This window comes from Mycolicibacterium agri (assembly GCF_002553505.1).
Lineage (GTDB): Bacteria > Actinomycetota > Actinomycetes > Mycobacteriales > Mycobacteriaceae > Mycobacterium > Mycobacterium agri.
In genome coordinates this window covers 1-25,046 of sequence record NZ_PDCP01000025.1, presented here as the reverse complement: position 1 = coordinate 25,046, position 25,046 = coordinate 1, and the positions used below count along the sequence as shown (strand labels likewise).

At 67.6% G+C, this 25,046-nt stretch carries 21 protein-coding genes, 1 tRNA gene and 1 pseudogene; 10 read left to right on the top strand and 13 right to left on the bottom strand.

Features of this window, described 5'->3' with window-relative positions:
- Nucleotides 1-16: 16 nt before the first annotated feature.
- Nucleotides 17-808, bottom strand: a complete 792-nt coding sequence (locus tag CQY20_RS15400) for a serine/threonine-protein kinase (RefSeq protein WP_097940953.1) — start codon at nt 806-808, stop codon at nt 17-19.
- Between the two features lie 87 nt (nt 809-895).
- Between CQY20_RS15400 and CQY20_RS15395 the strand changes: the two genes are divergently transcribed.
- Nucleotides 896-1,864 carry a 4-(cytidine 5'-diphospho)-2-C-methyl-D-erythritol kinase gene (locus tag CQY20_RS15395; RefSeq protein WP_097940952.1) on the top strand — a complete coding sequence of 323 codons (969 nt, stop codon included), beginning with the start codon at nt 896-898 and terminating at the stop codon, nt 1,862-1,864.
- 256 nt (nt 1,865-2,120) lie between these two features.
- Nucleotides 2,121-3,755 (top strand): fatty acyl-AMP ligase, encoded by a 1,635-nt coding sequence (locus CQY20_RS15390; protein ID WP_097940951.1) that lies wholly within the window; start codon nt 2,121-2,123, stop codon nt 3,753-3,755.
- Between the two features lie 83 nt (nt 3,756-3,838).
- On the opposite strand, the gene CQY20_RS15385 is transcribed toward CQY20_RS15390, so the two are convergent.
- The gene (locus tag CQY20_RS15385) at nt 3,839-4,381 is read right to left on the bottom strand and encodes a DUF6611 family protein (RefSeq protein WP_097940950.1); all 543 of its coding nucleotides are present in this window, start codon (nt 4,379-4,381) and stop codon (nt 3,839-3,841) included.
- A 215-nt stretch (nt 4,382-4,596) separates the two neighbouring features.
- On the opposite strand from CQY20_RS15385, the gene CQY20_RS15380 reads away from it, so the two are divergent.
- Complete coding sequence (locus tag CQY20_RS15380) at nt 4,597-5,631, top strand: epoxyqueuosine reductase (protein WP_097940949.1); 1,035 nt, start codon at nt 4,597-4,599, stop codon at nt 5,629-5,631.
- A gap of 195 nt (nt 5,632-5,826) precedes the next feature.
- Here CQY20_RS15380 and pth read toward each other — a convergent pair whose 3' ends face one another.
- The 8 genes from pth to CQY20_RS15340 form a co-directional block, all read right to left on the bottom strand.
- Nucleotides 5,827-6,405 (bottom strand): aminoacyl-tRNA hydrolase, encoded by a 579-nt coding sequence (pth, locus tag CQY20_RS15375; RefSeq protein WP_097940948.1) that lies wholly within the window; start codon nt 6,403-6,405, stop codon nt 5,827-5,829.
- A 23-nt stretch (nt 6,406-6,428) separates the two neighbouring features.
- On the bottom strand, nt 6,429-7,121 hold the full coding sequence (locus CQY20_RS15370) for a 50S ribosomal protein L25/general stress protein Ctc (protein ID WP_097940947.1): 693 nt from the start codon (nt 7,119-7,121) through the stop codon (nt 6,429-6,431).
- A 143-nt stretch (nt 7,122-7,264) separates the two neighbouring features.
- Nucleotides 7,265-8,137, bottom strand: a complete 873-nt coding sequence (locus CQY20_RS15365; protein WP_097940946.1) for an oxidoreductase — start codon at nt 8,135-8,137, stop codon at nt 7,265-7,267.
- A 54-nt stretch (nt 8,138-8,191) separates the two neighbouring features.
- Nucleotides 8,192-8,839: an LpqN/LpqT family lipoprotein gene (locus CQY20_RS15360; protein ID WP_371871144.1), complete on the bottom strand. Its 648-nt coding sequence runs from the start codon at nt 8,837-8,839 to the stop codon at nt 8,192-8,194.
- Nucleotides 8,836-9,183 (bottom strand): arsenate reductase (glutaredoxin), encoded by a 348-nt coding sequence (arsC, locus tag CQY20_RS15355; RefSeq protein ID WP_097940944.1) that lies wholly within the window; start codon nt 9,181-9,183, stop codon nt 8,836-8,838. Before arsC ends, CQY20_RS15360 begins: the two co-directional genes overlap by 4 nt.
- Nucleotides 9,184-10,164, bottom strand: a complete 981-nt coding sequence (locus tag CQY20_RS15350) for a ribose-phosphate diphosphokinase (protein WP_097940943.1) — start codon at nt 10,162-10,164, stop codon at nt 9,184-9,186.
- 105 nt (nt 10,165-10,269) lie between these two features.
- Nucleotides 10,270-11,751, bottom strand: a complete 1,482-nt coding sequence (gene glmU, locus CQY20_RS15345; protein ID WP_174814794.1) for a bifunctional UDP-N-acetylglucosamine diphosphorylase/glucosamine-1-phosphate N-acetyltransferase GlmU — start codon at nt 11,749-11,751, stop codon at nt 10,270-10,272.
- A 34-nt stretch (nt 11,752-11,785) separates the two neighbouring features.
- Nucleotides 11,786-11,857, bottom strand: a tRNA-Gln gene (locus CQY20_RS15340).
- 86 nt (nt 11,858-11,943) lie between these two features.
- Between CQY20_RS15340 and CQY20_RS15335 the strand changes: the two genes are divergently transcribed.
- From CQY20_RS15335 to CQY20_RS15320, 4 genes and pseudogenes are all read left to right on the top strand, one after another.
- Nucleotides 11,944-12,546 (top strand): TetR/AcrR family transcriptional regulator, encoded by a 603-nt coding sequence (locus CQY20_RS15335; protein WP_097940941.1) that lies wholly within the window; start codon nt 11,944-11,946, stop codon nt 12,544-12,546.
- A gap of 170 nt (nt 12,547-12,716) precedes the next feature.
- A complete protein-coding gene (gene mfd / locus CQY20_RS15330) occupies nt 12,717-16,334 on the top strand; it encodes a transcription-repair coupling factor (protein WP_097940940.1) in 3,618 nt (1,205 codons plus the stop codon).
- 437 nt (nt 16,335-16,771) lie between these two features.
- Entirely contained in the window at nt 16,772-17,017 is a 246-nt protein-coding gene (locus tag CQY20_RS35505; protein ID WP_234816260.1) for a hypothetical protein, read from the top strand.
- Nucleotides 17,018-17,188: 171 nt separating this feature from the next.
- Nucleotides 17,189-18,164 (top strand): annotated as a pseudogene (locus CQY20_RS15320) (nucleoside triphosphate pyrophosphohydrolase); the annotation flags it as partial.
- A 512-nt stretch (nt 18,165-18,676) separates the two neighbouring features.
- Here CQY20_RS15320 and CQY20_RS15315 read toward each other — a convergent pair.
- From CQY20_RS15315 to efeO, 3 genes are all read right to left on the bottom strand, one after another.
- Nucleotides 18,677-19,525 carry a type IV toxin-antitoxin system AbiEi family antitoxin gene (locus tag CQY20_RS15315; RefSeq protein ID WP_097940939.1) on the bottom strand — a complete coding sequence of 283 codons (849 nt, stop codon included), beginning with the start codon at nt 19,523-19,525 and terminating at the stop codon, nt 18,677-18,679.
- Nucleotides 19,526-19,880: 355 nt separating this feature from the next.
- On the bottom strand, nt 19,881-21,128 hold the full coding sequence (gene efeB / locus CQY20_RS15310) for an iron uptake transporter deferrochelatase/peroxidase subunit (RefSeq protein ID WP_097940938.1): 1,248 nt from the start codon (nt 21,126-21,128) through the stop codon (nt 19,881-19,883).
- Nucleotides 21,125-22,051, bottom strand: a complete 927-nt coding sequence (gene efeO / locus CQY20_RS15305; protein ID WP_097940937.1) for an iron uptake system protein EfeO — start codon at nt 22,049-22,051, stop codon at nt 21,125-21,127. The genes efeB and efeO overlap by 4 nt, the downstream gene beginning before the upstream one ends.
- A gap of 164 nt (nt 22,052-22,215) precedes the next feature.
- Here efeO and CQY20_RS15300 point away from each other — a divergent pair, with 164 nt between their 5' ends.
- The 3 genes from CQY20_RS15300 to CQY20_RS15290 all read left to right on the top strand — a co-directional run.
- A complete protein-coding gene (locus tag CQY20_RS15300; protein ID WP_097940936.1) occupies nt 22,216-22,947 on the top strand; it encodes a lytic transglycosylase domain-containing protein in 732 nt (243 codons plus the stop codon).
- A 135-nt stretch (nt 22,948-23,082) separates the two neighbouring features.
- Nucleotides 23,083-24,372 (top strand): phosphopyruvate hydratase, encoded by a 1,290-nt coding sequence (eno, locus tag CQY20_RS15295; protein ID WP_097940935.1) that lies wholly within the window; start codon nt 23,083-23,085, stop codon nt 24,370-24,372.
- Between the two features lie 3 nt (nt 24,373-24,375).
- On the top strand, nt 24,376-25,046 hold a 671-nt coding region (locus tag CQY20_RS15290; protein ID WP_097940934.1), incomplete at its 3' end, for an FtsB family cell division protein.

The following is a 25,046-nucleotide window of genomic DNA, read 5'->3' as shown; positions in this document are numbered from 1 at the left end:
GCGGTTTTACGGCTCGTCAGTCCAATGCGTGGGTGAGCTGCGCGATGAGTTCTGCGCACGTGTCGTAGCGGCTTTCCGGGATCTTCGCCAGCGCTCTGCCCAGCACCGAGTCGAAAATGCGTGGCACCCAATCGATCTTGTCCGAGTAGTCGGGCACCGGTTGGTTGAGATGCGCGTCGACCAGCTCCATCGGATTCTCCGCCGTGAACGGCGGCGCGCCCAAGAGAAGCTCAACGGCCGTGACGGCCAACGCGTATTGATCGGTCAGCGCCGACGGCGGCCTGCCGTGCAGGAGTTCGGGGGCGGTGTAGTGCAGCGACGCCTCCAGCTGGGCGTAGCGCCAGTCCACGGTTTCGGCCACCGTGTACGCGACGCCGAAGTCGGTCAGCACCGCACGCGAAAAGTCCTTCGTGGCGAGGATGTTCGACGGTTTGACGTCGCAGTGCACGATGCCCTGGTGATGGATGTGGTCGAGCGCGTCGGCGACCTGCGCCAGCACCGTGAGTTTCTCGGTGACCCCGGGCAGCGCGCTTGAGGTGCCACCGTCGATCAGCTCCATCGTCAGCCAGCCGGGGCCGTGCTCGTAGACGGTGATGACGTGCGGATGGTGAATCTCGTGCGCGAACTCGAATTCGCGTCGCAGCCGGGCGGTTTGGTCCTCGTGCCGCTGGTCCTCGTCGAGGATCTTCAGCGCGACGGGATGGTCGGGGTCGCCGGCCCGGTGCGCCCGGTACACCGTGGCGTAGCCGCCCCGCCCGAGGGTGGCGTCGATGACGTATCCCTCGAAGTCCTCGTCGGCCGTGAGCACCAGTCCAGCCTAAGGTTGGCCGGTGTAGCTGCGGGTTTTCTCTCGCTTGACTACTTGTCGGGGGTCCGTCGGCGCTAATGTCGTGCCGTGTCCAACGGCAGCACCGCCTCTGAGTGGGTTCCCACCGGGTCGGTCACCGTTCGGGTGCCGGGCAAGGTGAACCTGTACCTCGCCGTCGGTGACCGCCGCGACGACGGCTACCACGAGCTGACGACGGTGTTCCACGCCGTGTCGCTGCTGGACGAGGTCACCGTCCGCAACGCCGACATGCTGTCGCTGGAGGTGTTCGGGGAGGGCGCCGAGTCGCTGCCCGCCGACGAACGCAACCTGGCGTGGCGGGCCGCCGAGCTGATGGCCGAGCACGTCGGGCGGGCTCCCGACGTGGCGATCACCATCGAGAAGTCGATCCCCGTCGCCGGCGGCATGGCGGGCGGCAGTGCCGACGCGGCCGCGGTGCTGGTCGCGATGAACTCGCTGTGGGAACTGGGCGTGCCGCGGCGCGACCTGCACACCCTGGCCGCGAAGCTCGGCAGCGACGTGCCGTTCGCGCTGCACGGCGGCACCGCGCTGGGCACCGGGCGGGGCGAGGAGCTGGCCACCGTGCTGGCCAGGAACACCTTTCACTGGGTGCTGGCCTTCGCCGACGGCGGCCTGTCCACGCCCGCGGTGTTCGCCGAGATCGACCGGCTGCGCGAGTCTCCCGGCCGCGGGCGTAACCTGCCGCCGCGGCTGAAGGATCCCGAACCCCTGCTCGCCGCGCTGGCCACCGGCGACCCGGCGACGCTCGCGCCGCTGCTCGGCAACGACCTGCAGCCGGCGGCGCTGAGCCTCGACCCCGGCCTGCGCCGCACACTGCGGGCCGGGCTGGACGCCGGTGCGCTCGCGGGCATCATCTCCGGGTCGGGACCGACGTGCGCCTTCCTGTGCGCCTCGAGCACGGCGGCCGTCGACGTCGGCGCTCAGTTGGCCGGGGCAGGGGTGTGCCGTACGGTGCGGGTGGCCAGCGGACCAGTGCAGGGGGCGCGGGTGGTGCCTGCGCCGACGCACCAAATGTGATACACCTCGCGATTCCTGCGTGAGTTTGGCAGTTACTTAAGAGTTGCTTAAGATGTTTGACGGTGAAAACTCGCGACCAGTCAGCGGACTCGGATACCGTCGGCGCCGGACATTCCGGCGGGCGGTCGTCCCGCTCTAGCGCATCACCGAATCGAGACGAAACCGCGCCTCAACCGTGTGCGCGGTTACGCGAAACGTCCGCCCATCAGGCGGACCATTACACCTTGGCACTTGCGGGGACCCCGAGGAGGCTGTCGTGAGCAGATTCACCGAGAAGATGTACCGCAATGCCCGTAACGCCAAGACGGGCATGGTCACCGGTGAACCTCATGATCCGGTCCGCCACACCTGGCGCGAGGTGCACGAACGTGCGCGCAGGATCGCGGGCGGCCTGGCTGCCGCGGGCATCGGGCACCGGGACGCCGTCGGCGTGCTGGCCGGCTACCCGGTCGAGATCGCTCCGACCGCGCAGGCACTGTGGATGCGCGGTGCCAGCCTGACGATGCTGCACCAGCCCACCCCGCGCACCGACCTGGTGATGTGGGCCGAGGACACCATGAACGTCGTCCGGATGATCGAGGCCAAGGCCGTCATCGTGTCCGAGCCGTTCATGGTCGCCATCCCCGTACTCGAGGAGCAGGGCATCAAGGTCCTCAGGATCCCCGAACTGCTGGACCACGACCCGATCGACCCGATCGACGTCGGCGAGGACGACCTGGCCCTGATGCAGCTGACGTCGGGCTCGACGGGCGCGCCCAAGGCCGTGCAGATCACCCACCGCAACATCCACTCGAACGCCGAGGCGATGTTCATCGGCGCGGAGTACGACGTCGACAAGGACGTCATGGTCAGCTGGCTGCCCTGCTTCCACGACATGGGCATGGTCGGCTTCCTCACCATCCCGATGTACTTCGGCGCCGAGCTGGTCAAGGTCACGCCGATGGACTTCCTGCGTGACACGCTGCTGTGGGCCAAGCTCATCGACAAGTACAAGGGCACGATGACCGCCGCGCCGAACTTCGCCTATGCGCTGCTGGCCAAGCGGCTGCGCAGGCAGGCCAAGCCCGGCGATTTCGACCTGTCGACGCTGCGCTTCGCGCTCTCGGGTGCCGAGCCCGTCGAACCGGCCGACGTCGAGGATCTGCTGGATGCGGGTAAGCCGTTCGGGCTCAAGCCGGAGGCGATCCTGCCGGCCTACGGCATGGCGGAGACGACGTTGGCGGTGTCGTTCTCACCGTGCGGCAAGGGCCTGGTCGTCGACGAGGTCGACCGTGACCTGCTGGCCGCGCTGCGCCGCGCGGTGCCCGCGACGAAGGGCAACACCCGCAGGTTGGCCGACCTCGGTCCGCTGCTGCCCGGCCTGGAGGCCCGAATCATCGACGAGCAGGGCAACGTCATGCCTCCTCGCGGCGTCGGCATCATCGAATTGCGCGGTGAGCCGGTCACGCCCGGCTACCTCACCATGGGCGGCTTCATCCCGGCGCAGGACGAGAACGGCTGGTATGACACCGGCGACCTCGGCTACATGACCGAGGAAGGCCACATCGTGGTGTGCGGTCGCGTCAAGGACGTCATCATCATGGCCGGCCGCAACATCTACCCGACCGACATCGAGCGCGCCGCGAGCCGCGTCGAGGGTGTGCGGCCCGGCTGCGCGGTCGCGGTACGCCTGGACGCCGGGCATTCGCGCGAAACCTTCGCCGTCGCAGTCGAATCCAACGCGTGGCAGGACCCGGCCGAGGTGCGCCGCATCGAGCACCAGGTCGCCCACGAGGTCGTCGCCGAGGTCGATGTGCGGCCCCGCAATGTCGTCGTGCTTGGCCCCGGCACCATTCCGAAGACGCCGTCGGGCAAGCTGCGTCGCGCGAACTCGGTCTCCCTGGTCACCTAGGTCCCTTTTCGGCGAGGTCCCTTTTCGGCGAGCGGGAGGCCCCTTTTTCGGCGAGCGTGCGTGTCTGCAGGCGACACGCCGAGTCAAGACGGGAGTTTGCGCACGTTCGAGGGGCCCGGGTCGAGCTGCTCGTACACCCGCCACCACAGCGCCTCATGCTCCAGCGGTGAGATGAGTCCGGCGTCAAGGCGTTCCTCGGCGTCCTGAAGCATCGACGCCAACGAGTACAGCCGGTCGCGTGCGGCGATGGTCGCGTCGGTATGGCCGAGTATGGCGTCCACGAGCATCATCCGGACGAGCCCGCGCGTCGGCCCGGCCATCGTGAAAGCGACTGCGACCGAGGCGATTACGAGTACGGTCGAAACGACGAGCGCCGCGCGCGGGGCCATGAGGTGCTGCAGCACGATCTCGGCCAGAACCCACAGCGCGGTGCCCCAGACCGGCGCGCCACGCCAGAGGCGCAGGCGACGGCGTTCCGAGTCGCTGATCCCCGGCGGGTACACCACCAGGCGATAGCGGACGGCGCCGAAGCGGTCCGCCTGCACGTGCACCGAGCCCCACCGGTTGCCGCCGTCGAGCAGCCGCGACGTCCACCGGCGCAGCGGGCCCACATGCTCGACCTGCATACTTCAGGTTTACGCCCGTTGGCGCGTCGACGGCCACGTCCGAACGAATTTTTTGCAGACGGCGGCGGGTTCATTACGGGATCGCGTGTCGCGGTGACTTCTGGCCGCACCTGCGAGACGGATTCCGCGCAGTCCGCTTCCCGCGCATCCGCCGCAGGGGTTCTGTGTCGAGGACCACACTTTTACCGATCTGAGTATTGTGTACTATACTCAGCATGGCGATCGAAAACCTGCCGCCGCGGATCGCCGAGCACCCGACGGTCCGCAAGGTGCGGACGCGAACGACGCCGAAACCCGGCGTCATCGACGCCGACTGGCTGCGGCGGGTTTGCCTGGACGCGGGCGTCGACGACGTCGGGTTCGTCAGTGTCGACAACCCGGACCTGGCGACGGAACGCGAGCATGCGGACGCCGCGCTTCCCGGAGTCCGCAGCTGTATCTCGCTGGTCGTCAGGATGAACCGCGACAACGTGCGTTCGGCCGCGCGCAGCGTCGCCAACCAGGAGTTCCACCGCAGCGGCGAGATCATGAATGAGGCCGCGCACCGGATCACCCGCGCGCTGGAGGATGCCGGCTACCGTGCGATCAATCCGTCGATGTCCTTCCCGATGGAGATGGACCGGTTTCCCGGCCGCATCTGGGTCGTCGCGCACAAGCCCATCGCCGTCGCCGCCGGCCTCGGCGTGATGGGCATACACCGCAACGTCATTCACCCCAGGTTCGGCAATTTCATCCTGCTGGGTACCGTTCTTGTGGCGGCGCCGATCAGCGAATACGGTGAGCCGCTTGACTATTCGCCGTGCCTGGAGTGCAAGTTGTGTGTGGCCGCGTGTCCCGTCGGCGCCATCAAGAAGAACGGCGACTTCGACTTCGTCGCCTGCTCGGTGCACAACTATCGCGAGTTCATGGGCGGGTTCACCGACTGGGCGCAGACCATCGCCGACAGTTCCGACGCCGCCGACTTCCGTTCGCGGGTAAGCGATTCGGAGAACGCCTCGATGTGGCAGAGCCTGTCGTTCAAGGCCAACTACAAGGCGGCGTACTGCCTCGCGGTGTGCCCGGCAGGCGAGGACGTCATCGAGCCCTACCTCGAGGACCGCAAAGGCTTCATGGATCTGGTGCTCAAACCACTGCAGGACAAGGTGGAAACGCTTTACGTACTGCCGAATTCAGACGCCAAGGCGCACGCCGAACGCCGCTATCCGCACAAGAAGGTCAAGGTGGTGGACAGCGGCATCCAGGGGCGCTGACGGCCGCTGGTTCACCGACCGGCCGACCGGCCGCGAGCGTGCGCAATCTCATGGATTTCCACGGCGTGTCGCCCGCAGACACGCGCGGTCGCGCAAAAGGGGGCCACGGAACTCACGCAAGAGGGGCCACGGAACTCACGCAAGAAGGGCCACGGAACTCACGCAAGAAGGGCCACGGAACTCACGCAAGAAGGGCTAGGCCCAGGCGTGCACGGTGTTCTGTGCGGGCTCGAGGCCATGGGCGATCAACAGCTCGGTCGCGTCGGCGGCCTGCTCGCAGATCACCGGAACCTCTTTGCGTTCGGCGGCGGTGAAGTTCTCCAGCACATACGACGCGCCCGACTTGCGGCCCGGCGGACGGCCGATGCCGATACGGACTCGCTGAAAGTCATTGGTGCCCAAGGCCGAAGCCACAGAGCGTAGCCCGTTGTGGCCCGCGACGCCGCCGCCAAACTTCAGCCGGATCCGGCCGAACTCGATGTCGAGCTCGTCGTGCACGACGATGATGTCGGCGGGCGGCACCGAATAGAACTTCGCCAGCGGTCCGACCTGACGGCCGGATTCGTTCATGTACACCCGCGGCTTGGCCAGCACGACCGATCGACCCGCCAGCCGACCGGTGACGATCTCGGCGCCGGACTTCTTGTGCACCTTGAACGCCGAGCCCATGCGGTCGGCCAGCAGGTCGGCGACCATGTAGCCGAGGTTGTGCCGCGTGGTGGCGTAGCGGGGCCCGGGATTTCCCAGGCCCACCACCAGAAGCGGTTCGGCCATGTCGCGGTCGCGCCGGAAGCCGATTATTCGGATGATTCTTCGGCGGCGGGGGCCTCCTCGCCACCACCAGCCGCCTCCGCGGCCTCGGCACCCTCGGCCTCTTCCGCGGGCGCCTCGCCGGCCTCGCCTGCGCCCTCGGCCTCAAGCTCCTCGGCGGTCGGGGCGGCGACGACGTTGACGACGAGCATCTCGGGATCGGAGACCAGCGAGACACCGTCAGGCAACGCGATCGAGCCTGCGGTGAACTGGGTGCCGACCTCGGCGCCCTCGACAGAGAGCGTCAGCTGCTGCGGGATCGACAGCGCGTCGGCCTCGATCTCGATGGTGTTGGCGTCCTGGGTGACCAGGGTGCCCGGAACGGCCTCGCCCTCGACGATGACGTTGACCTCGACGGTGACCTTCTCGCCGCGGCGCACGACCAGCAGGTCGGCGTGCTGGATGGTGCGCTTGATCGGGTGGATGTCGAGTGCCTTCGTCAGCGCCAGCTGCTCCTTGCCGTCGACGTCCAGAGTCAACACCGCGTTGGTGCCCTCGTGCCGCATGACGGCGGCGAAGTCGTGGCCCGGCAGTAGCAGGTGTTGCGGATCGGTGCCGTGGCCGTAGAGCACGGCGGGAATCTGGCCTGCGCGACGCGCCCGGCGCGATGCGCCCTTGCCCGTTTCGGTGCGCACGGCGGCGGTCAGTTTGTTCTCGGTGCGGGCCGCAGTCTTGGCCATTTCGGTGTTGCTCCTCTAGTGCCGGTCATCGTTTGCACGGCATGGGTCGCAACAACACCAACAACACAGTGTGTGCCCGTCGATAACGGTGGACGTTCTGCCACCCTCGCCGTGACGCCGACACAGAGTAGCCGACGAAGCCCTCAGAGCGCGAATTTGGTGTCTGTGAGCTGCTCCGACAGCTCCCACAGCGCGGCGGCCTTCTTCTTGTCGCGGGCCAGCGGGCTGCGCGGGGCGTTCGGGATGGTCGGGCCGAACATGCCGAACTTCGGGCCGACGAACGAGTCGCCCGGCAGGTCCTGCGACACCGCATACAGCGTCTGGCGCGCGCCGAACGCGGCGTCGGTGGCAAGGCGATTGCCCAGCCTGACCAGCTTTGTGCCGATCGGGTTGCCGGTCTGGCCCTGCAGATTGGTCGCCGAGTAGCCGGGGTGGGCGGCGTGCGCCTTGACCGGCGAGCCGGCCGCTTCGAGGCGGCGCTGCAGCTCGCTGGTGAACAGCAGGTTGGCCAGCTTGGACTGGCCGTAGGCCGGCCAGGCCAGATACGGCCGCGACTTCCAGTTCAGGTCGTCGAGGCTGATGTAGCCGATCCAATGCATCATCGACGACACCGTCACCACGCGGTCGGTGATCTTCGGCAGCAGCAAATTGGTCAGCGCGAAGTGGCCGAGGTGGTTGGTGCCGATCTGGCTTTCGAAGCCGTCGACGGTTTGCGCGTACGGCACCGCCATGATGCCGGCGTTGTTGACCAGCACGTCGACCGACCCGGTGATGCCCTCGGCGAACGCCCGCACCGTCGACAGGTCCTGCAGGTCGAGCTTGCGGACCTCGACATCGCCGGTCATGCCCGCCGCGGCCGCGTCGCCCTTTTCGGTGTTGCGGACGGCCAGGATCACCTTGGCCCCGACGCGGGCCAACTCACGGGCGGTGACCTCGCCAAGGCCACTGTTGGCGCCGGTGACGATCACGGTGCGCCCGGCGAACGAGGGCAGATCGGCGGCTGTCCATCCACTCATGGCTGTCACCCTAACGGGGAGCGCGCGACGCGGGGCCCGTCCGACTTCCCGGCGTTACTTCTTGGCGACGTCGAATCCGGCGATGACCGCCTCGATGTCGGACGCCTCCTCGGCGGCCTTGTCGGCGTAGCCGGTCACGGTGAACTGGATCAGGTAGCGCTGGTTGGCCGGCGGTGAACCGGTGGCGATGACGATCCGGTTGTAGGTGTGCATGCGGCGACCGTTGAGGTCGTAGCTGCCCTCGATCATGGCCGACGGAAAGCCCTTGAAGTCGTCGAGTGAGGCGTTGAGTCGACGGAAGTTCTCCGACATCTCGGCGTCGGCGAAGCCGTGCTGGACAGCCCTTCTCGGGTCGAAGTCGGCGCCGTTGAGTTGAAACACCATCAACATCGCGGTGGGGTAGGTGTCGCCCTTGGCGATCACGCGCGTGCCGGGCGCGAATCGCGGATTGCTGTACTGCTCCCAGCCTTTCGGCCTCGGCATGGCCACCGTCAGATCGGTCAGCTTGTCGGGGGCGACGGGTTGGCCTACGACACCGGCGCTTTCGAGATACTGCGCGATCGGCACCGGTGTCGTCGTCTCGGTCGGTTTGGCGCTCGTCGTCGCTGTCAGCAGCGACGTGTAGTCGGGCGCCTTCTCGCCGCAACCCGCGACGGCGATGACCACCATCGCCATTCCCGCCGCAAAGCGGTGAGGTGTCACAGAATCTCGCGAACGTTGTCGATCGGCCGGGCCAGCCGAGTGCCGCGCGGCGTGACGACGAACGGCCGCTCGATCAGGATCGGATGCTCGACCATCGCGTCCAGCAGCGCGTCGTCGTCGGCGTCGGCCAGGTTCAACTCGGCGTAGAGCGGTTCGCGCTTGCGCACCGCGGTGCGCACGTCGATACCCGCGTCGGCGATCAGCTTGACCAGTTCGTCGCGCGACGGCGGCGTCTTCAGGTACTGGATCACCTTCGGCTCAATCCCGTTGTCGCGCAGCAACTCCAGCGTCTTACGCGACGTCGAGCAGCGGGGATTGTGGTAGATGGTTGCGTCTTCTGCCATCTATGCAGACCCGTCGAAAAGTCCTGTCACCGAGCCGCTTTCGAACACCGCACGGATTGTGCTGGCCAACAACGGCGCGATGGACAACACGGTCAGTTGCGGGAATTGCTTGTCCTCACCGATCGGCAGGGTGTTGGTGACGATCACCTCGCGGGCGCCGGACTCGGCCAGTCGCTCGCGGGCCGGCGGGGACAGCACGCCGTGGGTTGCGGCGATGATGACGTCGCCGGCTCCGGCGTCGTGCAGCAGCTTGACGGCACCGGCGATGGTGCCGCCGGTGTCGATCATGTCGTCGATCAGCACACAGGTGCGTCCGGCCACGTCGCCGACGACGCGGTTGGACACCACCTGGTTGGGCACCTTGGGGTCACGCGTCTTGTGGATGAACGCCAGCGGTGTGCCGCCCAGCGAGTCGGCCCACTTCTCGGCGATGCGCACGCGGCCGGAGTCGGGGGAGACGACGACCATGTTCTCGCACGGGTAGTTCTCCCGGATGTAGCCGGTCAGCAGGTTCTGCGCCCGCATGTGGTCGACCGGCCCGTCGAAGAAGCCCTGGATCTGGTCGGTGTGCAAGTCGACGGTGACGATGCGGTCGGCGCCCGCGGTGCCGAGCAGATCGGCCACCAACCGCGCCGAGATCGGCTCGCGGCCACGGTGCTTTTTGTCCTGACGCGCGTAGGGATAGAACGGCAGGATCGCGGTGATCCGCTTGGCGCTGCCGCGCTTGAGCGCATCGATCATGATCAGCTGTTCCATCAGCCACTGGTTCAGCGGCCACGGGTGGCTCTGCAGAACGAATGCGTCGCAGCCGCGGACCGATTCGTCGAAGCGGACGAAGATCTCGCCGTTGGCGAAGTCACGTGCGGTCTGCGCGGTGACCGGGACGTCGAGCTCCTTGGCCACTTGCTCGGCCAGCTCCGGATGCGCTCGACCGGAGAAGAGCATGAGATTTTTGCGGTTGTCGGTCCACTCGGTGCCCACTGTGCCCTCGCCGGTCGGGGATCGATATCGGGTCAATCGTACGTAGGGCGAATGAACATACGTGGCCGGGTTGCCAGAACGCGAACGGCAATCGACCTGCTTACCTCATTCGTCGTCCGTCTGGTCCTTCTCGCCGGCCTCCTTGGCCCGTCGCGCCGCCTCCGCAGCGGCCGACCCTGGCCGCTTGCGCTCCACCCAGCCCTCGATGTTGCGCTGGGCGCCGGCCGACACGGCCAGCGCGCCGGGCGGCACGTCGTGGCGCACCACGGTGCCCGCGCCGGTGTAGGCGCCGTCGCCGATGGTGACCGGCGCGACGAACATCGTGTCCGAACCGGTGCGCACGTGCGAGCCGATGGTGGTGCGTCGCTTGGTTTCGCCGTCGTAGTTGACGAAGACGCTGGATGCGCCGATGTTGCTGTGCTCGCCGATGTCCGCGTCGCCGACGTAGGTCAGGTGCGGCACCTTGGTGCCCGCGCCGATGTTGGCGTTCTTCGTCTCGACGAAGGCGCCCAGCTTGCCCGCGACGCCGAGCACCGTGCCGGGCCGCAGGTACGTGAACGGGCCGACGTTGGCGTCGTCGCCGATGACCGAGGACGAGCCGTGGGTGCGCACCACCGAGGCGCCGTTGCCGACCGTCATGTCGCGCAGCGTGGTGTCGGGGCCGATCTCGCATCGACCGCCGATGCTGGTGGCCCCGAGCAGCTGGGTTCCGGGCTGGATGACGGTGTCGCGGCCGATCGTCACGTCGACGTCGATCCACGTGGTGGCCGGGTCGACGACCGTCACGCCCGCGCGTTGATGGTCGGCCACGATGCGCCGGTTCAGTTCGGCGGCCAGCTCGGCGAGCTGCACGCGGTCGTTGACGCCTGCCACCAGCGCGGCGTCGTCGACATGCTGGGCCCGCACGATCCCGTCGTCTTGCCGGATGATCGAGATGACGTCGGTCAGGTAGTACTCCTGCTGGGCGTTGTGCGGCCGCAACCGCTCCAGCGCCGAGCGCAACACTGCCGCATCGAATGCGTACACGCCGGCGTTGACCTCGGTGATCGCCTGCTGCGACCGGCTTGCGTCGGCTTCCTCGACGATGCCGATGACCTCGCCGTCCTGCGTGCGCAGCACGCGGCCGTAGCCGGTCGGGTCTCCCAGCGTCGTCGTCAGCACCGTGGCCGCGGCGGCTTCGCTGCCGTGAGTGTCGATAAGCGCGGCGATCGTGTCGGCGTCCAGCAGCGGGACGTCGCCGGAAACCACGACGACGGTGCCGGAGAAGTCGGCGGGCAGCGCCGTCAGCCCACAGCCGGTGGCGTGTCCGGTGCCGAGCCGCTGTTCCTGCACGGCGATGTCGATCGGGCGGCCCAGCGAGTCGGCCAACTCGGCGACGGCGGGGGTGATGCGCTCGCGGTCATGGCCGAGGATCACGACGAGATGTTGCGGGGCGACCTTGGCCACCGCGTGCAGCACGTGCGAGAGCATGCTGCGGCCCGCCAACGGATGCAGCACCTTGGGGATGTCCGAACTCATCCGGGTGCCGGCCCCAGCGGCCATCACCAGGACCGCGGATTGGCCACGCGATGTCATGCTCGCCCTCACAAAGCTCGCCGGCGGTGGTCGCTCACACTGCTCGCTCCGTCGCCAGGACTCGAACCTGAACTATCTGAACCAAAATCAGATGTGCTGCCGATTACACCACGACGGACTGATCAACTCGTGATGCTAGTCCAAGCAACTACCCTGGCTGGTGTGGCAGTACCGGATAAGGAACTGCGTGCACCCCGCGCCCGGATGACCGGAGCCGAGCGGCGTCACCAGCTCATCGACATCGCCCGGTCATTATTCGCTGAGCGCGGCTACGAAGGCACCTCGATCGAGGAGATCGCGCAGCGTGCCAACGTCTCCAAGCCGGTCGTCTACGAGCACTTCGGCGGCAAGGAAGGCCTGTATGCGGTCGTCGTCGACCGGGAGATGTCGGCGTTGCTGGACGGCATCACGTCGTCGCTGACCCGCACCACGAACAACCGGTCGCGGCTGCGCATCGAGCGGGTCGCGCTGGCGCTGCTGACCTATGTCGACGAGCGCACCGACGGCTTCCGGATTCTCATTCGCGACTCGCCGGCGGCGATCACGTCGGGCACGTATTCGACGCTGCTGAACGAGGCCGTCAACCAGGTGTCGTCGATCCTGGCCGGCGATTTCGACCGCCGTGGGCTGGACCCCGACATGGCGCCGTTGTACGCGCAGGCGCTGGTGGGGTCGGTGTCGATGACGGCGCAGTGGTGGCTCGACGTGCGCGAGCCGAAGAAGGAAGTGGTGGCCGCCCATCTGGTGAACCTGTGCTGGAACGGGTTGATGCACCTCGAGGATGACCCACAGCTGCTCGACGAATGATGCGCGTGCTCGGCTCGTGATGCGGGTGCTCGACTCGTGATGCGCGCACCCGCGCCGAGATCGACGAAATGGCTCGGACTACTCGCACTTTCGCGCCCAAATGTCGGTTTGGGCGGCGGATCTTTCGCGCCCAAATGTCGGTTTGGGCGCCGGATTAGGATGGGATCATCATGACCGCATCGGGGACCGCTCGTGTCCACACCCCGATCGCGGGCCTCGTTGACCTGGCGCTGCGCGATGCCTGCCTGCAGGACGTCGCGCGTCGCGCCGCCGACAGACCCGCCGATCTCTCGCTCATCGGCCCGGCCAGCGCGCGGCTGTTGGCCGCCTGCGCGCTCGCCTCGACCGGGCCGCTGCTCGTCGTCACCGCGACCGGCCGCGAGGCCGACGACCTGACCGCAGAACTGCGCGCGGTCTACGGCGACGCGGCGGCGATGTTCCCGTCCTGGGAGACGCTGCCGCACGAGCGGCTCTCACCCGGCGTGGACACCGTCGGCGCGCGGCTGATGGTGCTGCGCCGGCTGGCCCATCCCGACGACGCGCGGCTCGGGCCGGCGCTGCGGGTGGTGGTGACGACGGTGCGCTCGCTGGTGCAGCCGATGGCGCCGGATCTGGCCGACATCGAGCCGGTCACTTTGACGGTCGGCGCGGAGGCCGAGTTCGACGACGTCATCGCGCGGCTGGTCGAGCTGGCCTACACGCGCGTCGACATGGTCGGCAAACGCGGCGAGTTCGCGGTACGCGGCGGCATCCTCGACGTGTTCCCGCCGACGGCCGAACACCCGGTGCGCGTGGAGTTCTGGGGCGACGAGATCTCCGAAATGCGGATGTTCGCCGTCGCCGATCAGCGGTCGATCCCCGACATCGACGTAGACACGGTGATCGCGGTGCCGTGCCGGGAACTGCTGCTCACCGACGACGTGCGGGTGCGCGCGTTCGAGCTGTCGGCCGAGCATCCACGCACCGGCAACGAGGTGCCCGGCAGCGTGCCCGACATGCTGGCCAAGCTCGGCGAGGGCATACCGGTCGACGGCATGGAAGCGTTGCTGCCGCTGCTGCGGCCCACCGAGCTGTCGCTGCTGTCGGATCATCTGCCTGCGCAGACGCCGCTGCTGATCTGCGACCCCGAGAAGGTCCGCACCCGCGCTGCCGACCTGATCAAGACCGGCCGCGAATTCCTCGAGGCGTCATGGTCGGCGGCCGCGATCGGCGGCGACGCGCCGATTGACGTCGAGGCCTTGGGCGCGTCGGGCTACTTCGAACTCGACGACGTGGCGGCCGGCGCCCGTGCGGGCGGACATCCGTGGTGGACGCTCTCGCAGCTCGGCGACGAGGGCGCCATCGAACTCGACATCCGGCCCGCGCCGACAGCGCGCGGCAAGCAGTCCAGCGTCGACGAGATCTTCGCCATGCTGCGCGCACACGTCTCGACCGGCGGGACGGCCGTCGTCGTCACCCCCGGCACCGGCACCGCGCACCGCGTCTGCGAGCAGCTGGCCGACGCTGACACACCGGCCGCGATGCTGGAGGAGGGCGCCGAACCCAAGCCCGGCGTCGTGGGTGTGCTCAAGGGCCCGCTGCACGACGGCGTCGTCATGTCGGGCAGCAACCTCGTCGTCATCACCGAGACCGACCTGACCGGCAACCGGGTCACCGCGCCGGAAGGCAAGCGGCTGGCCGCCAAGCGGCGCAACGTCGTCGACCCGCTCGCGCTGACCCGCGGCGACCTCGTCGTGCACGATCAGCACGGCATCGGCCGCTTCCTCGAAATGGTGGAACGCACCGTCGGCGGTGCGCGGCGCGAATATCTGGTGCTGGAGTACGCGTCGAGCAAGCGGGGCGGCGGGTCGGACAAGTTGTTCGTGCCGATGGACTCGCTCGATCAGCTGTCGCGCTATGTCGGCGGCGAGTCGCCGACGTTGAGCCGGCTGGGCGGCAGCGACTGGGCCAACACCAAGACCAAGGCGCGCCGCGCGGTGCGCGAGATCGCCAGCGAGCTGGTGTCGCTGTACGCCAAGCGGCAGGCGTCGGCGGGGCACGCGTTCGGGCCGGACACCCCGTGGCAGGCCGAGATGGAGGACGCGTTCGGGTTCACCGAGACTGTCGACCAGCTGACCGCGATCCAAGAGGTCAAGGCCGACATGGAAAAGCCCGTCCCGATGGACCGGGTGATCTGCGGCGACGTCGGCTACGGCAAGACCGAGATCGCCGTGCGCGCGGCGTTCAAGGCCGTGCAGGACGGCAAGCAGGTCGCGGTGCTGGTGCCGACGACGCTGCTGGCCGATCAGCACCTGCAGACGTTCACCCAGCGGATGGCCGGCTTCCCCGTCACGGTCAAGGGGCTGTCGCGGTTCACCGATCCGGCGGAGTCGCGCGCGGTGCTGGAGGGCATGAAGGACGGGTCGGTCGACATCGTCATCGGCACGCATCGGCTGTTGCAGACCGGCGTGACGTGGAAGGACCTCGGTCTGGTCGTCGTCGACGAGGAGCAGCGCTTCGGCGTCGAGCACAAGGAGCACATCAAGTCGATGCGCACCCACGTCGACGTGCTGACGATGAGCGCCACACCGATTCCGCGCACGCTGGAGATGAGCCTGGCCGGGATCCGCGAGATGTCGACGATCCTGACCCCGCCCGAGGAGCGCTACCCGGTGCTGACCTACGTCGGGCCGCACTCCGACAAGCAGATCGCCGCGGCGATCCGCCGCGAGCTGCTGCGCGACGGGCAGGTCTTCTACATCCACAATCGGGTGCGCTCGATCGACCAAGCCGCCGCGCGGCTCAAGGATCTGGTGCCTGAGGCGCGGGTCGTGGTCGCGCACGGCCAGATGCCCGAGGAGCAGCTGGAGCGCACGGTCGAGGGCTTCTGGAATCGCGAGTACGACGTGCTGGTCTGCACGACGATCGTCGAAACCGGCCTGGACATCTCCAACGCCAACACGCTGATCGTGGAGCGCGCCGACACGTTCGGTCTCTCACAGCTGCATCAGCTGCGCGGCAGGGTGGGCCGTTCGCGCGAGCGCGGCTACGCGTACTTCATGTATCCGCCGGAGGTTCCGTTGACGGAGACGGCGTATGACCGGCTGGCCACGATCGCGCAGAACAACGAGTTGGGTGCGGGCATGGCCGTCGCGATGAAGGATCTGGAGATCCGCGGCGCGGGCAACGTGCTCGGCGTCGAGCAGTCCGGGCATGTCGCGGGTGTCGGATTCGACTTGTACGTGCGGCTGGTGGGCGAGGCCGTGGAGGCGTACCGCGCCGCCGCCGACGGGAAAACCATTGCCGCCGTTGAAGAACCGAAGGATGTGCGCATCGATCTGCCTGTCGACGCGCATCTGCCGCCGGACTACATCGCCAGCGACCGGCTGCGGTTGGAGGGCTATCGCAGACTGGCCTCGGCCGCCGATCAGGACGGCGTCAGCGCGGTGGTGGAGGAGCTGGTCGACCGGTACGGCCCGCTGCCCGAGCCGGCGCAGCGGCTGGTGGCGGTTGCGCGGCTGCGGCTGTTGGCCCGCGAGTACGGCGTCACCGAGATCAGCGCGCCGTCGGAGGCGACGCTGCGGCTGGCGCCGATGACGCTGCTCGATTCGCAACAGTTGCGGTTGAAGCGGATGTATCCCGGCGCCGGGTACCGGGCCACCACGTCGACGGTGCAGGTGCCGATCCCGCGGGCAGGCAGCGGGGTCGGGTCACCGCGGATCCGCGACGTCGAGCTCGTGCAGATGGTCGCTGATTTGATCTTGGCGCTCAACGGAAAACCGCAGGGAAGCGTCGACTTAACCGCGTAGTTTTTTCGTGTCGACTATTGCCTGCGCAGCGCGCATTTATAGCGTTTTGCGGCCGCTGAATCGAACGGGCGCTGATAACGCTGACCGCGCCGGGTCCGACATACCTCGCGGGGGGTCAAGGTATTGCGTGGCCGTGTAGTCCACAGCGCGGCGATCGTCATCCGGCGGTCAAGCAATTTCCTAAACCGAACATCACGCGATGCCCATCGGCGTGCGTCGCGTTGACGCAAGGCGAAGGAGTAATGCATGGACCTGAAGAAGCTTGCTGTAACGGCGACGATGACCGGTGCGTTGGGACTCGGCGCGCTTGGCCTGGGATCGGGCCTCGCGCAGGCCGATCATGGTGTGCCGCATCCGCCTTCGATTCCGGCGCCGAACGTTCCTGATGTGAGCGTGCCGGGTGTGCATGTGCCGGATGTGAACCTTCCTGCGGGAATGTGCCGGACGTTGAGCTGCCGGTGGTGGAGTTCCCGCACATCGGTGAGTACTTCCACCTGCCGACCGGACACATTCCGCCCGGCCAGCTGATGAACGCCGAGACCATCAACGGTGTCGAGAATCCGTTCTTCGGAATCGCTCCTGGCGAGCTGAAGAAGCTGCCCGAGGTGAACGGGCTCGAGAACCCGTTCTTCGAGGGGAACCCGGAGCACTGGGAGATCCCTGATCTGCCAGAAGACAGCTAAGTAACGAATGTGGCAGGATGGCCGCCTTGCCTTCGGGTCGGGCGGCCATTCCTCATCTGGCGGTCAGCAACGTGTAGCGCTGGCGGTTCCCACCGGAAGGGCCGGGGCCGGCAACGTGTTGGTATAACCGAGGTCAACGGTGTCATTCGGAGAGCGTGAGGGGGAGAGCCTATGACCGTGGTATTGGTCGACCCCCGACGCCCTTCGCTGATCCCGGTCGAAGCGATCGAACTGCTCACCGGTGACGTGCAATACACCGAGGAAATGCCGATCAAGGTGCCGTGGTCGTTGCCTTCGGCGCGCCCTGCATACGAGGGCGAGGACGCCCCTGTCCTGCTGTCGTCGGACCCAGAGCATCCCGCGGTGCAGGCGCGGCTGGCTGCCGGCGACAAGCTGATCTCGGCGCCGGAGCCGCAAGCCGGTGAGCGGCTGGTCGACGCGGTCGCGATGATGGACAAGCTGCGGACCTCCGGCCCGTGGGAGAGCGAGCAGACGCACGACTCGCTGCGCCGCTATCTGCTGGAGGAGACGTACGAGTTGTTCGACGCCGTGCGCTCCGGCGACGCCGACTCGCTGCGCGAGGAACTCGGCGACGTGCTGCTGCAGGTGTTGTTCCATGCGCGCATCGCCGAGGATGCACCGTCGCATCCGTTCACCATCGACGACGTCGCTGATTCGCTGCTGCGCAAGCTGGCCAATCGCGTGCCCGCGGTGCTCGCCGGCGAGCCGATATCGCTGGATGATCAACTGGCGCAATGGGAAGAGCGCAAGGCAGCCGAGAAGAGGTCGAAGGCGCGCAAGTCGGTCCTCGATGACGTGCCGACGGGTCAACCCGCATTAGCTTTGGCGCAGAAGGTGATTGACCGCGTCACACAGGCGGGGTTGCCCGGCGATCTGATTCCGGCGGGAATCACAAGCGTGGCCCTATCGGTGCAGGGCGATGCGGAAAACGAGCTGCGGGCATCGGTTTTGGAGTTCATGGACACCGTCCGCGCGGTGGAGAAGGCGATCGCCGCCGACCGCCGCGGCGAGGACGTGCCCGAAGAGCTCGACGTCAACTCGCTGGGGGCGATCACCGAAGAGGAGTGGCGGGCGTTTTGGCCGTCCGACGACGTGATCGCCCCGGGCGAAGATGTCGATGACGAGGCCGAGGCCGTCGAAGCTGAGGTTCTCGAAGCTCAGGCCGTCGATGACGAGGGCGCCGACGACGAAGATGCCGTCGACGACGAAGATGCCGTCGAAGACGAAGCCCAGGCAACTACCGAGGACGAACTCGAGGGCGAGTCCGCCGACGCCGAGGACACCGAGCCGGCGCCGGATCGGGTACCGGAGCCGACGCCCGCTGACGTGCCCGAACCCGCTCCCGTCGAGGTGCCCGAAGCCGAGCCCACCGACGTCCCCGAGTCCACGCCCGAAGACGTCGACTCTGAAGTCGCCCACGACGCCGAAACCGACGAATCGGCGAAAAACGGCCAGGCTGAGGGCGCCGAAACCGACGAACCGGCGCGAAACGGCCGGGCTGAGGGCGCCGAAACCGACGAATCGGCGAAAGACGGCCAGGCTGAGGGCGCCGAAACCGACGAACCGGCGAAGGCAGAGCCGCAGTAGCCGCCGAGCGTGAACTCTCTGCGAAAAAACGCGCGAATTATCGCCCAGGCTTCACGTTCGTCGTTGCCAAGCCGCTGACAGCCGTCGCACGATCCCGCCCTCGGTGTCGTCGGCCGTCACGCGCAGGTCTATCCAGCCGAGTTCGGCCACCGCTTCAGCCTTGCGGATGTCGCGGTTGAGCCGGCTACGAGTGAGCCAATGGTGTTCGCCTTCGTAATCCATTGCGAGCTTCAGGTCCTCCCAGCCGAGATCGAACACGGCGACCAGCACGCCGAACTCGTCATACACCGGGATCTGTGTCTGTGGACGCGGAAAATCGTTGCGGATGACGACAAGTCGCAGCCATGTCTCTTGCGGGGACTCTGCGCCGGGATCGACCAGGTCAAGAACCTTGCGCGCCTTGACGATGCCGCGCCTGCCCGGGTACCGCTCGGCGAGCAATTCGACATCGGCCATCTTCAACTGAGTCGCATTGGCAAGTGCATCGATCGCCGCTACCGCTTTGCCCAGCGGGTATCGGCACGCCAGGTCAAGCGCTGTCCGCGCGGGCGTCGTCACCCGCATGCCATCGATCACTTCGATCTCGTCGTCGGAGAACCGGTCCGACCACGTCGAAATACCCTGCGGCGCATGTCGATTCGGCCACAGCAGCTCCGCGGGCCTGCGACCGTCCACCCACTTCGCGCCGTGCAGCGCCGCAGCCGACTGCCCCGCGACGACAGCGCGGCAACGCGACCACAACCAGGCCGCCGCGGCGCGGTCGATGGCGGTCAGTGTGGTTTCCCGCGGCACATAGACGCCCGGATATACGGCGACACACTTGCTACGCAGCGCATACGGCGTCGTCGCACCGGATGCGACCGCGTCACTTCCCCTGAATGCAATGAATGACTCCCCCATGGCAGGAGTGTGCCGCGACACCCCGACAAGCTGCCGAGCGTGAAGCTTATGCGAGAAAACGGCCGAAAAATCGCAGAGGCTTCACGTTGGGCCAGATGAGGGTCGGCCAGGATCGGGGTCGGCCAGAAGCGGGCTCAGCGGGTTCGCGCAGGCGCGACGGCTAAGCGGCGCTAGAACGGCCGCGGCACCCCGGAACCCCGGCCGCGGCACCCCGGCACCCCGGCCGCGGCACCCCGGCACCCCGGCCGCGACACCCCGACAAGCTGCCGAGCGTGAAGCTTTTGCGAGAAAACGGCCGAAAAATCGCAGAGGTTTCACGTTCGGCGGCTGGATGCCGGCTAGACCGGCTAGACGGCTACGCCACGAGTTCGTCGCCGAGGAAGCGGTCCGAGCCCGTCACGCCCGGCAGTACGAAGAAGAAGCCGCCGCCAACCGGCAGGATGTACTCCTCCAGCGGCTCGCCCTTCAACCGCGACTGCACGGTCAAGAATCCCTTCTGCAGACTGCGCTGATAGGCGATGAACGCCAAGCCCTGATCGAGTCGGCCTGCGCCGTCGAATCCGCGCGAGTAGTTGAAACCCCTTCGCAGGATGAGGTTTTCCTCGGTTTCGGCGGTCCGCGGATTGGCCAGCCGGATGTGGGCGTCCAGCGGGATGCGCTTGCCGTCGGGGTCTTCGGCGTAGTTCGGGTCGGCGAATTCGTCGGTCATCCCCAGCGGAGCCCCGCTGACCTTCTTGCGGCCGATCAACGCCTCCTGTTCGGCCAGGCGCGTGCGATCCCAGAACTCGACGAACATGCGGATGATCCGCACCGCCTGATAGGACCCGCCGACCGCCCACGACGGCTCCCCGTCGCCTGGCTGCACCCAGACGTGGCGGTCCATCAGTGCGCCGTCGCGCACATCGAGGTTGGCGGTTCCGTCCTTGAAGCCCAACAGGTTTCGCGGTGTTGAATCTGCTGACGTCTTACCCGCCCCGATGCCGCGCGCGTAGCCGTCGATCATCCAGCGCAGTGTCAGATGCCTGCGCGTGCGGCGCATCAGCTGCCGCAGCGCGAACTGCACGGTGTCGTTGTGGCCCGCCTCGAAAATGATCGAGATGTCGCCGTGCGACAGCGTCGGGTCCAGCCGGTCGTTGGCCAGAAACGGCATCGTGACCAGTTCTTTGGGTTTGCGGTCGACCAGCCCGAAGCGGTCGTCGAACAGCGACGCACCGACGCCGACCACGATCGCAAGGTTGTCCGGTGGCGGCTTGTCGCCGAGGATGCCGGAGTCGACGGGCGGATACGCCGGATCCCGCGTCTCGGGCGGCTTGCCCGCCATCAGCCCGCGGATCTCCTCGGTGAGCTCGCGGAACATCACCGTCAGCGCGCGCCGGTCGGCGGCGTGCACGTTGAAGGACGCCACCAACCCCTGTTCCGGGATCGGCAGCGTCGTGATGCCCGCCTGGTGCGGGCCCTCGAAAGGGATGAACGCGGGCTGCGACGACGGCGTGGCCGGCTCGGGCGACGAGCACCCGGCCAGCGCGCCCGCGCCGACTGCGGCGCCGGCCCCCAACGCCCCGGCGACAAAGCCGCGGCGCGAGATTCCCCGCCGCTCGGTCACTGCAGTTTCAGCACCCCGGCGACCTGGGACAGGTTCTCCGACAGCCCGGCCAGCTGCGCCTTGAGCGTGTCAACCACCTGCGGTGTCACCGTGACCTCCGGGCAGCGCGGCGACGGGTACTGGTCGTCCTCCGGGCAGAACAGCACCCAGCCATCACCGCGCCGCAGCGGCTGCAGCGTGGCGTTGATGTCGGCGAAGCCCTTCTCGATGTTGGCGAGCAGCTCCGGGTCCGCCGTCTGCAGCGCCGGCTTCAGGGTGTCGACGGCGGCCTGTGACCCCTCGAGGTTGGCGCCGAAGTCCCACAGGTCGGTCTTGGAGTAGCGGTCCTCCTCGCCGGTGATCTTGCCTTCGGAGACCTCTTCGATCAGCTCGGCGGCGCCGTTTGCCACGTCCAGCGGCGTCACCTCGACCGTTGCGAACTGTTCCTTCAGGGAAGCGATGTCCTTGTCGAGCTGGTCGGCGAAGGGCGCGCCGTCCTCGGTGGTGTTTTGGTTGAACAGCAAAAACTCCAGCCGGTGCCAGCCGGTGAATTCCGGGTCGTCCTCGCCGGCGAAATCGTCGACGCGGGAGTCGACCTTGCCGTCGATGTCCTCGACCAGGCCGGCCAGCGGCTCGATGCGCTCCCACGGCACGCGCGATGGGGCGTATGCGTCCTGCGCGGCCTGCAGGTTGTTGGCGCGCACCGCGTCGGTGAACACTTTTACGACGCCGACGAGCTCGTCGATCTGGCCTGTCGCATACGTCTTGTAGTCTTCGGCAGCCTTCTGCACCTCGGGGCTGGCCGTCGCGGTCGCCGACGTCGTCGTCTCGGCTGTCGGGGAGGCGCTGGTCTCTTCGGAACTGTCCGCGTCGCTGCTGGAGCAGCCGGCAAGGACCAGGGCCGTGGCCGCGACCGTCACGGGCCAGGCGAGATGCAGTTTCATTGAGCCTCCTAGTTGTCAGACGCGTGCACAATACCCGCTTTTGTCGCACGAAGGGTAGGCATACCTAATCACAAACTTGAACCCTTTTCGGCGCCGGGTCCCCCGAAGCACGCCTTCGGCCATGGGACGATGGATCAGCAACAAGAGGGGTTCGAGGGAGTCCGGTGTCGCCAGTGCTTTGGCCGCGGGCTGTCGCGGTGATATGCGCGACAGTGCTGCTGATGGCCTCAAGTTGCTCGTGGCAGCTTGGCATTCCTATTCCCGAGGGCGTCCCGCCTCCTGGGGGTGACCCCGTGCCGCCGATCGACACCTATGCCAAGGGCAGGCCGGCCGACCAGCTCCGTGACTGGGCCGCCGAACGCGCGCCTGCGCTCGGCATCCCCGCCAGCGCGTTGGAGGCATACGCCTATGCCGCCAGGGTCGCCGAGGTGGAGAACCCCGATTGCCACCTGACGTGGCCCACTCTGGCCGGCATCGGCATGGTGGAGAGCCATCACGGCACCTACCGCGGCGCGTCCATCGCACCCAACGGCGACGTCACCCCGTTCATCCGCGGTGTGCGGCTCGACGGCACGATGGGCAATCTGGAAATCCTCGACAGCGACTCCGGCCTGCTCGACGGGGACCCCGGCCTGGACCGCGCGATGGGCCCGATGCAGTTCATCCCGGAGACGTGGCGGCTCTACGGCGTCGACGCCAACAACGACGGCAAGGTCAGTCCCGACAACTTCGACGACGCGGCGCTGTCGGCGGCCGGTTACCTCTGCTGGAGCGGCAAGGATTTGGCCACACCGCGCGGCTGGATGAATGCGCTGCGCGCCTACAACCTCTCCGACCAGTACGCCCGTACCGTTCGTGACTGGGCCACCGCCTACGCCAACGGCCACCCACTCTGAGCCCGCCGCTTGATCGTCATCCGACTAGGCCCAAGTTGCCGGATTCCTCAACGCGGCTCCCGCCGCTTGATCGTCATCCGACTAGTCTCAACCTCTAGCCCATAGACGAACCCAGACCGACCAAGGAGAACGCCAGTGCCCATCATCGAGCAGGTCGGAGCTCGCGAAATCCTCGACTCCCGGGGCAACCCCACGGTCGAGGTGGAGTTGGCCCTGACGGACGCCACATTCGCCAGGGCGGCGGTGCCGTCGGGCGCGTCGACGGGAGAGCACGAGGCGGTCGAGCTGCGCGACGGCGGCGCTCGCTACGGCGGCAAGGGTGTGCAGAAGGCCGTCGAAGCGGTGCTCGACGAGATCGCACCCGCGGTCATCGGGATGAGCGCCGACGACCAGCGGCTGGTCGACCAGGCCCTCGTCGACCTCGATGGCACACCGGACAAGTCGCGGTTGGGCGCCAACGCCATCCTCGGCGTATCGCTCGCGGTGGCCAAGGCCGCCGCGGAGTCGGCCGGGATGCCGCTGTTCCGCTACGTCGGCGGGCCCAACGCGCACGTCCTGCCGGTGCCGATGATGAACATCCTCAACGGCGGCGCGCACGCCGACACGGGCGTCGACGTGCAGGAGTTCATGGTCGCGCCGATCGGGGCGCCCAGCTTCAAGGAGTCGCTGCGCTGGGGCGCCGAGGTCTACCACTCGCTGAAATCCGTTCTGAAGAAGCAGGGCTTGGCCACCGGCCTCGGCGACGAGGGCGGTTTCGCGCCCGACGTGGCGGGCACCAAGGCCGCGCTGGATCTCATCCTTTCGGCCATCGAGTCGGCCGGTTTCAAGCCGGGCAGTGACGTCGCTCTGGCACTCGACGTCGCGGCCACCGAGTTCTACACCGCCGGAACGGGTTACAGCTTCGAGAAGGAAACCCGGAGTGCCGAGGAGATGTCGCAGTTCTACGCCTCACTGCTGGACTCCTATCCGCTGGTGTCGATCGAAGATCCACTGTCGGAAGACGATTGGGACGGCTGGGTGGCACTGACCACCGCGATCGGCGACCGCGTCCAGCTCGTCGGCGACGACCTGTTCGTCACCAACCCCGAGCGGCTCGAGGACGGCATCCAGCGCGGTGCGGCGAACGCGCTCCTGGTGAAGGTCAACCAGATCGGCACTCTGACCGAGACGCTTGACGCGGTGTCGCTGGCACACAACAGCGGCTACCGCACGATGATGAGCCATCGCAGCGGCGAGACCGAGGACACCACGATCGCCGACCTTGCGGTCGCGGTCGGCAGCGGCCAGATCAAGACCGGCGCACCCGCCCGCAGCGAGCGCGTCGCCAAGTACAACCAATTGCTGCGGATCGAGGAGACGCTCGGCGACGCCGCACGCTACGCCGGCGACCTGGCCTTCCCGCGGTTTGCATTGGAGACCAAATAGCCTGTGCCCGAAGCGAAACGGCCCGACCCCAAGCGGAGGTCACCGGCATCCCGACCGGCTAAGACCGGCAAGTCGGGCAAGCCGGGTGACGCCGCCCGCGGCCGTCCACGCCCGGGAGCGCCTGCGCGCCGCGAACCGCGTAAGACTGCTTCGTCGACCAAGCCGACGAAGCCGCAGGCCGACGAGCAGACCGTCGCCACCTCGATCCGGAAGACGATCGCCGAAGCCGTCGAGCAACAGTCCGAGCAGCGCTTCGGCTCGGCGGCGCGTCGCGCGGCCATTCTGGCTGCGGTGGTGTGCGTGCTGACGCTGACGATCGCAGGCCCGGTGCGCACCTACTTCGCCCAGCGGACCGAGATGCACCAGTTGAAGGCGACCGAGGCGCGGCTACGTGCCGAGATCGCCGAACTCGAGGAGCAGAAGGCGAAACTGGCTGACCCGGTTTACATTGCGGCCCAGGCCCGCGAACGGCTCGGTTTCGTCAAGCCCGGTGACATCCCGTATCAGGTGCAGTTGCCGCCGGGGGCCGAGGTGCCGGGGGAGCAGACGCCGGAAGCCAAGGCTGCCGCCGAGCGGGCAGGCCAGCCCTGGTATGGCGCGCTGTGGCACACCATCGCCGACGAACCGCACAATGTGCCCGAACCGACGCCGCCCCCGCCGGGCCCACCTCCGAC

Excerpts from the sequence above, each read along its gene's own strand:
- CQY20_RS15385 (WP_097940950.1), bottom strand. The coding sequence starts at position 4,381 with ATGCAGGTCGAGCATGTGGGCCCGCTGCGCCGGTGGACGTCGCGGCTG.
- CQY20_RS15380 (WP_097940949.1), top strand. The coding sequence starts at position 4,597 with ATGGCGATCGAAAACCTGCCGCCGCGGATCGCCGAGCACCCGACGGTC.
- pth (WP_097940948.1), bottom strand. The coding sequence starts at position 6,405 with ATGGCCGAACCGCTTCTGGTGGTGGGCCTGGGAAATCCCGGGCCCCGC.
- CQY20_RS15370 (WP_097940947.1), bottom strand. The coding sequence starts at position 7,121 with ATGGCCAAGACTGCGGCCCGCACCGAGAACAAACTGACCGCCGCCGTG.
- CQY20_RS15365 (WP_097940946.1), bottom strand. The coding sequence starts at position 8,137 with ATGAGTGGATGGACAGCCGCCGATCTGCCCTCGTTCGCCGGGCGCACC.
- arsC (WP_097940944.1), bottom strand. The coding sequence starts at position 9,183 with ATGGCAGAAGACGCAACCATCTACCACAATCCCCGCTGCTCGACGTCG.
- CQY20_RS15335 (WP_097940941.1), top strand. The coding sequence starts at position 11,944 with ATGACCGGAGCCGAGCGGCGTCACCAGCTCATCGACATCGCCCGGTCA.
- mfd (WP_097940940.1), top strand. The coding sequence starts at position 12,717 with ATGACCGCATCGGGGACCGCTCGTGTCCACACCCCGATCGCGGGCCTC.
- CQY20_RS15315 (WP_097940939.1), bottom strand. The coding sequence starts at position 19,525 with ATGGGGGAGTCATTCATTGCATTCAGGGGAAGTGACGCGGTCGCATCC.
- efeO (WP_097940937.1), bottom strand. The coding sequence starts at position 22,051 with ATGAAACTGCATCTCGCCTGGCCCGTGACGGTCGCGGCCACGGCCCTG.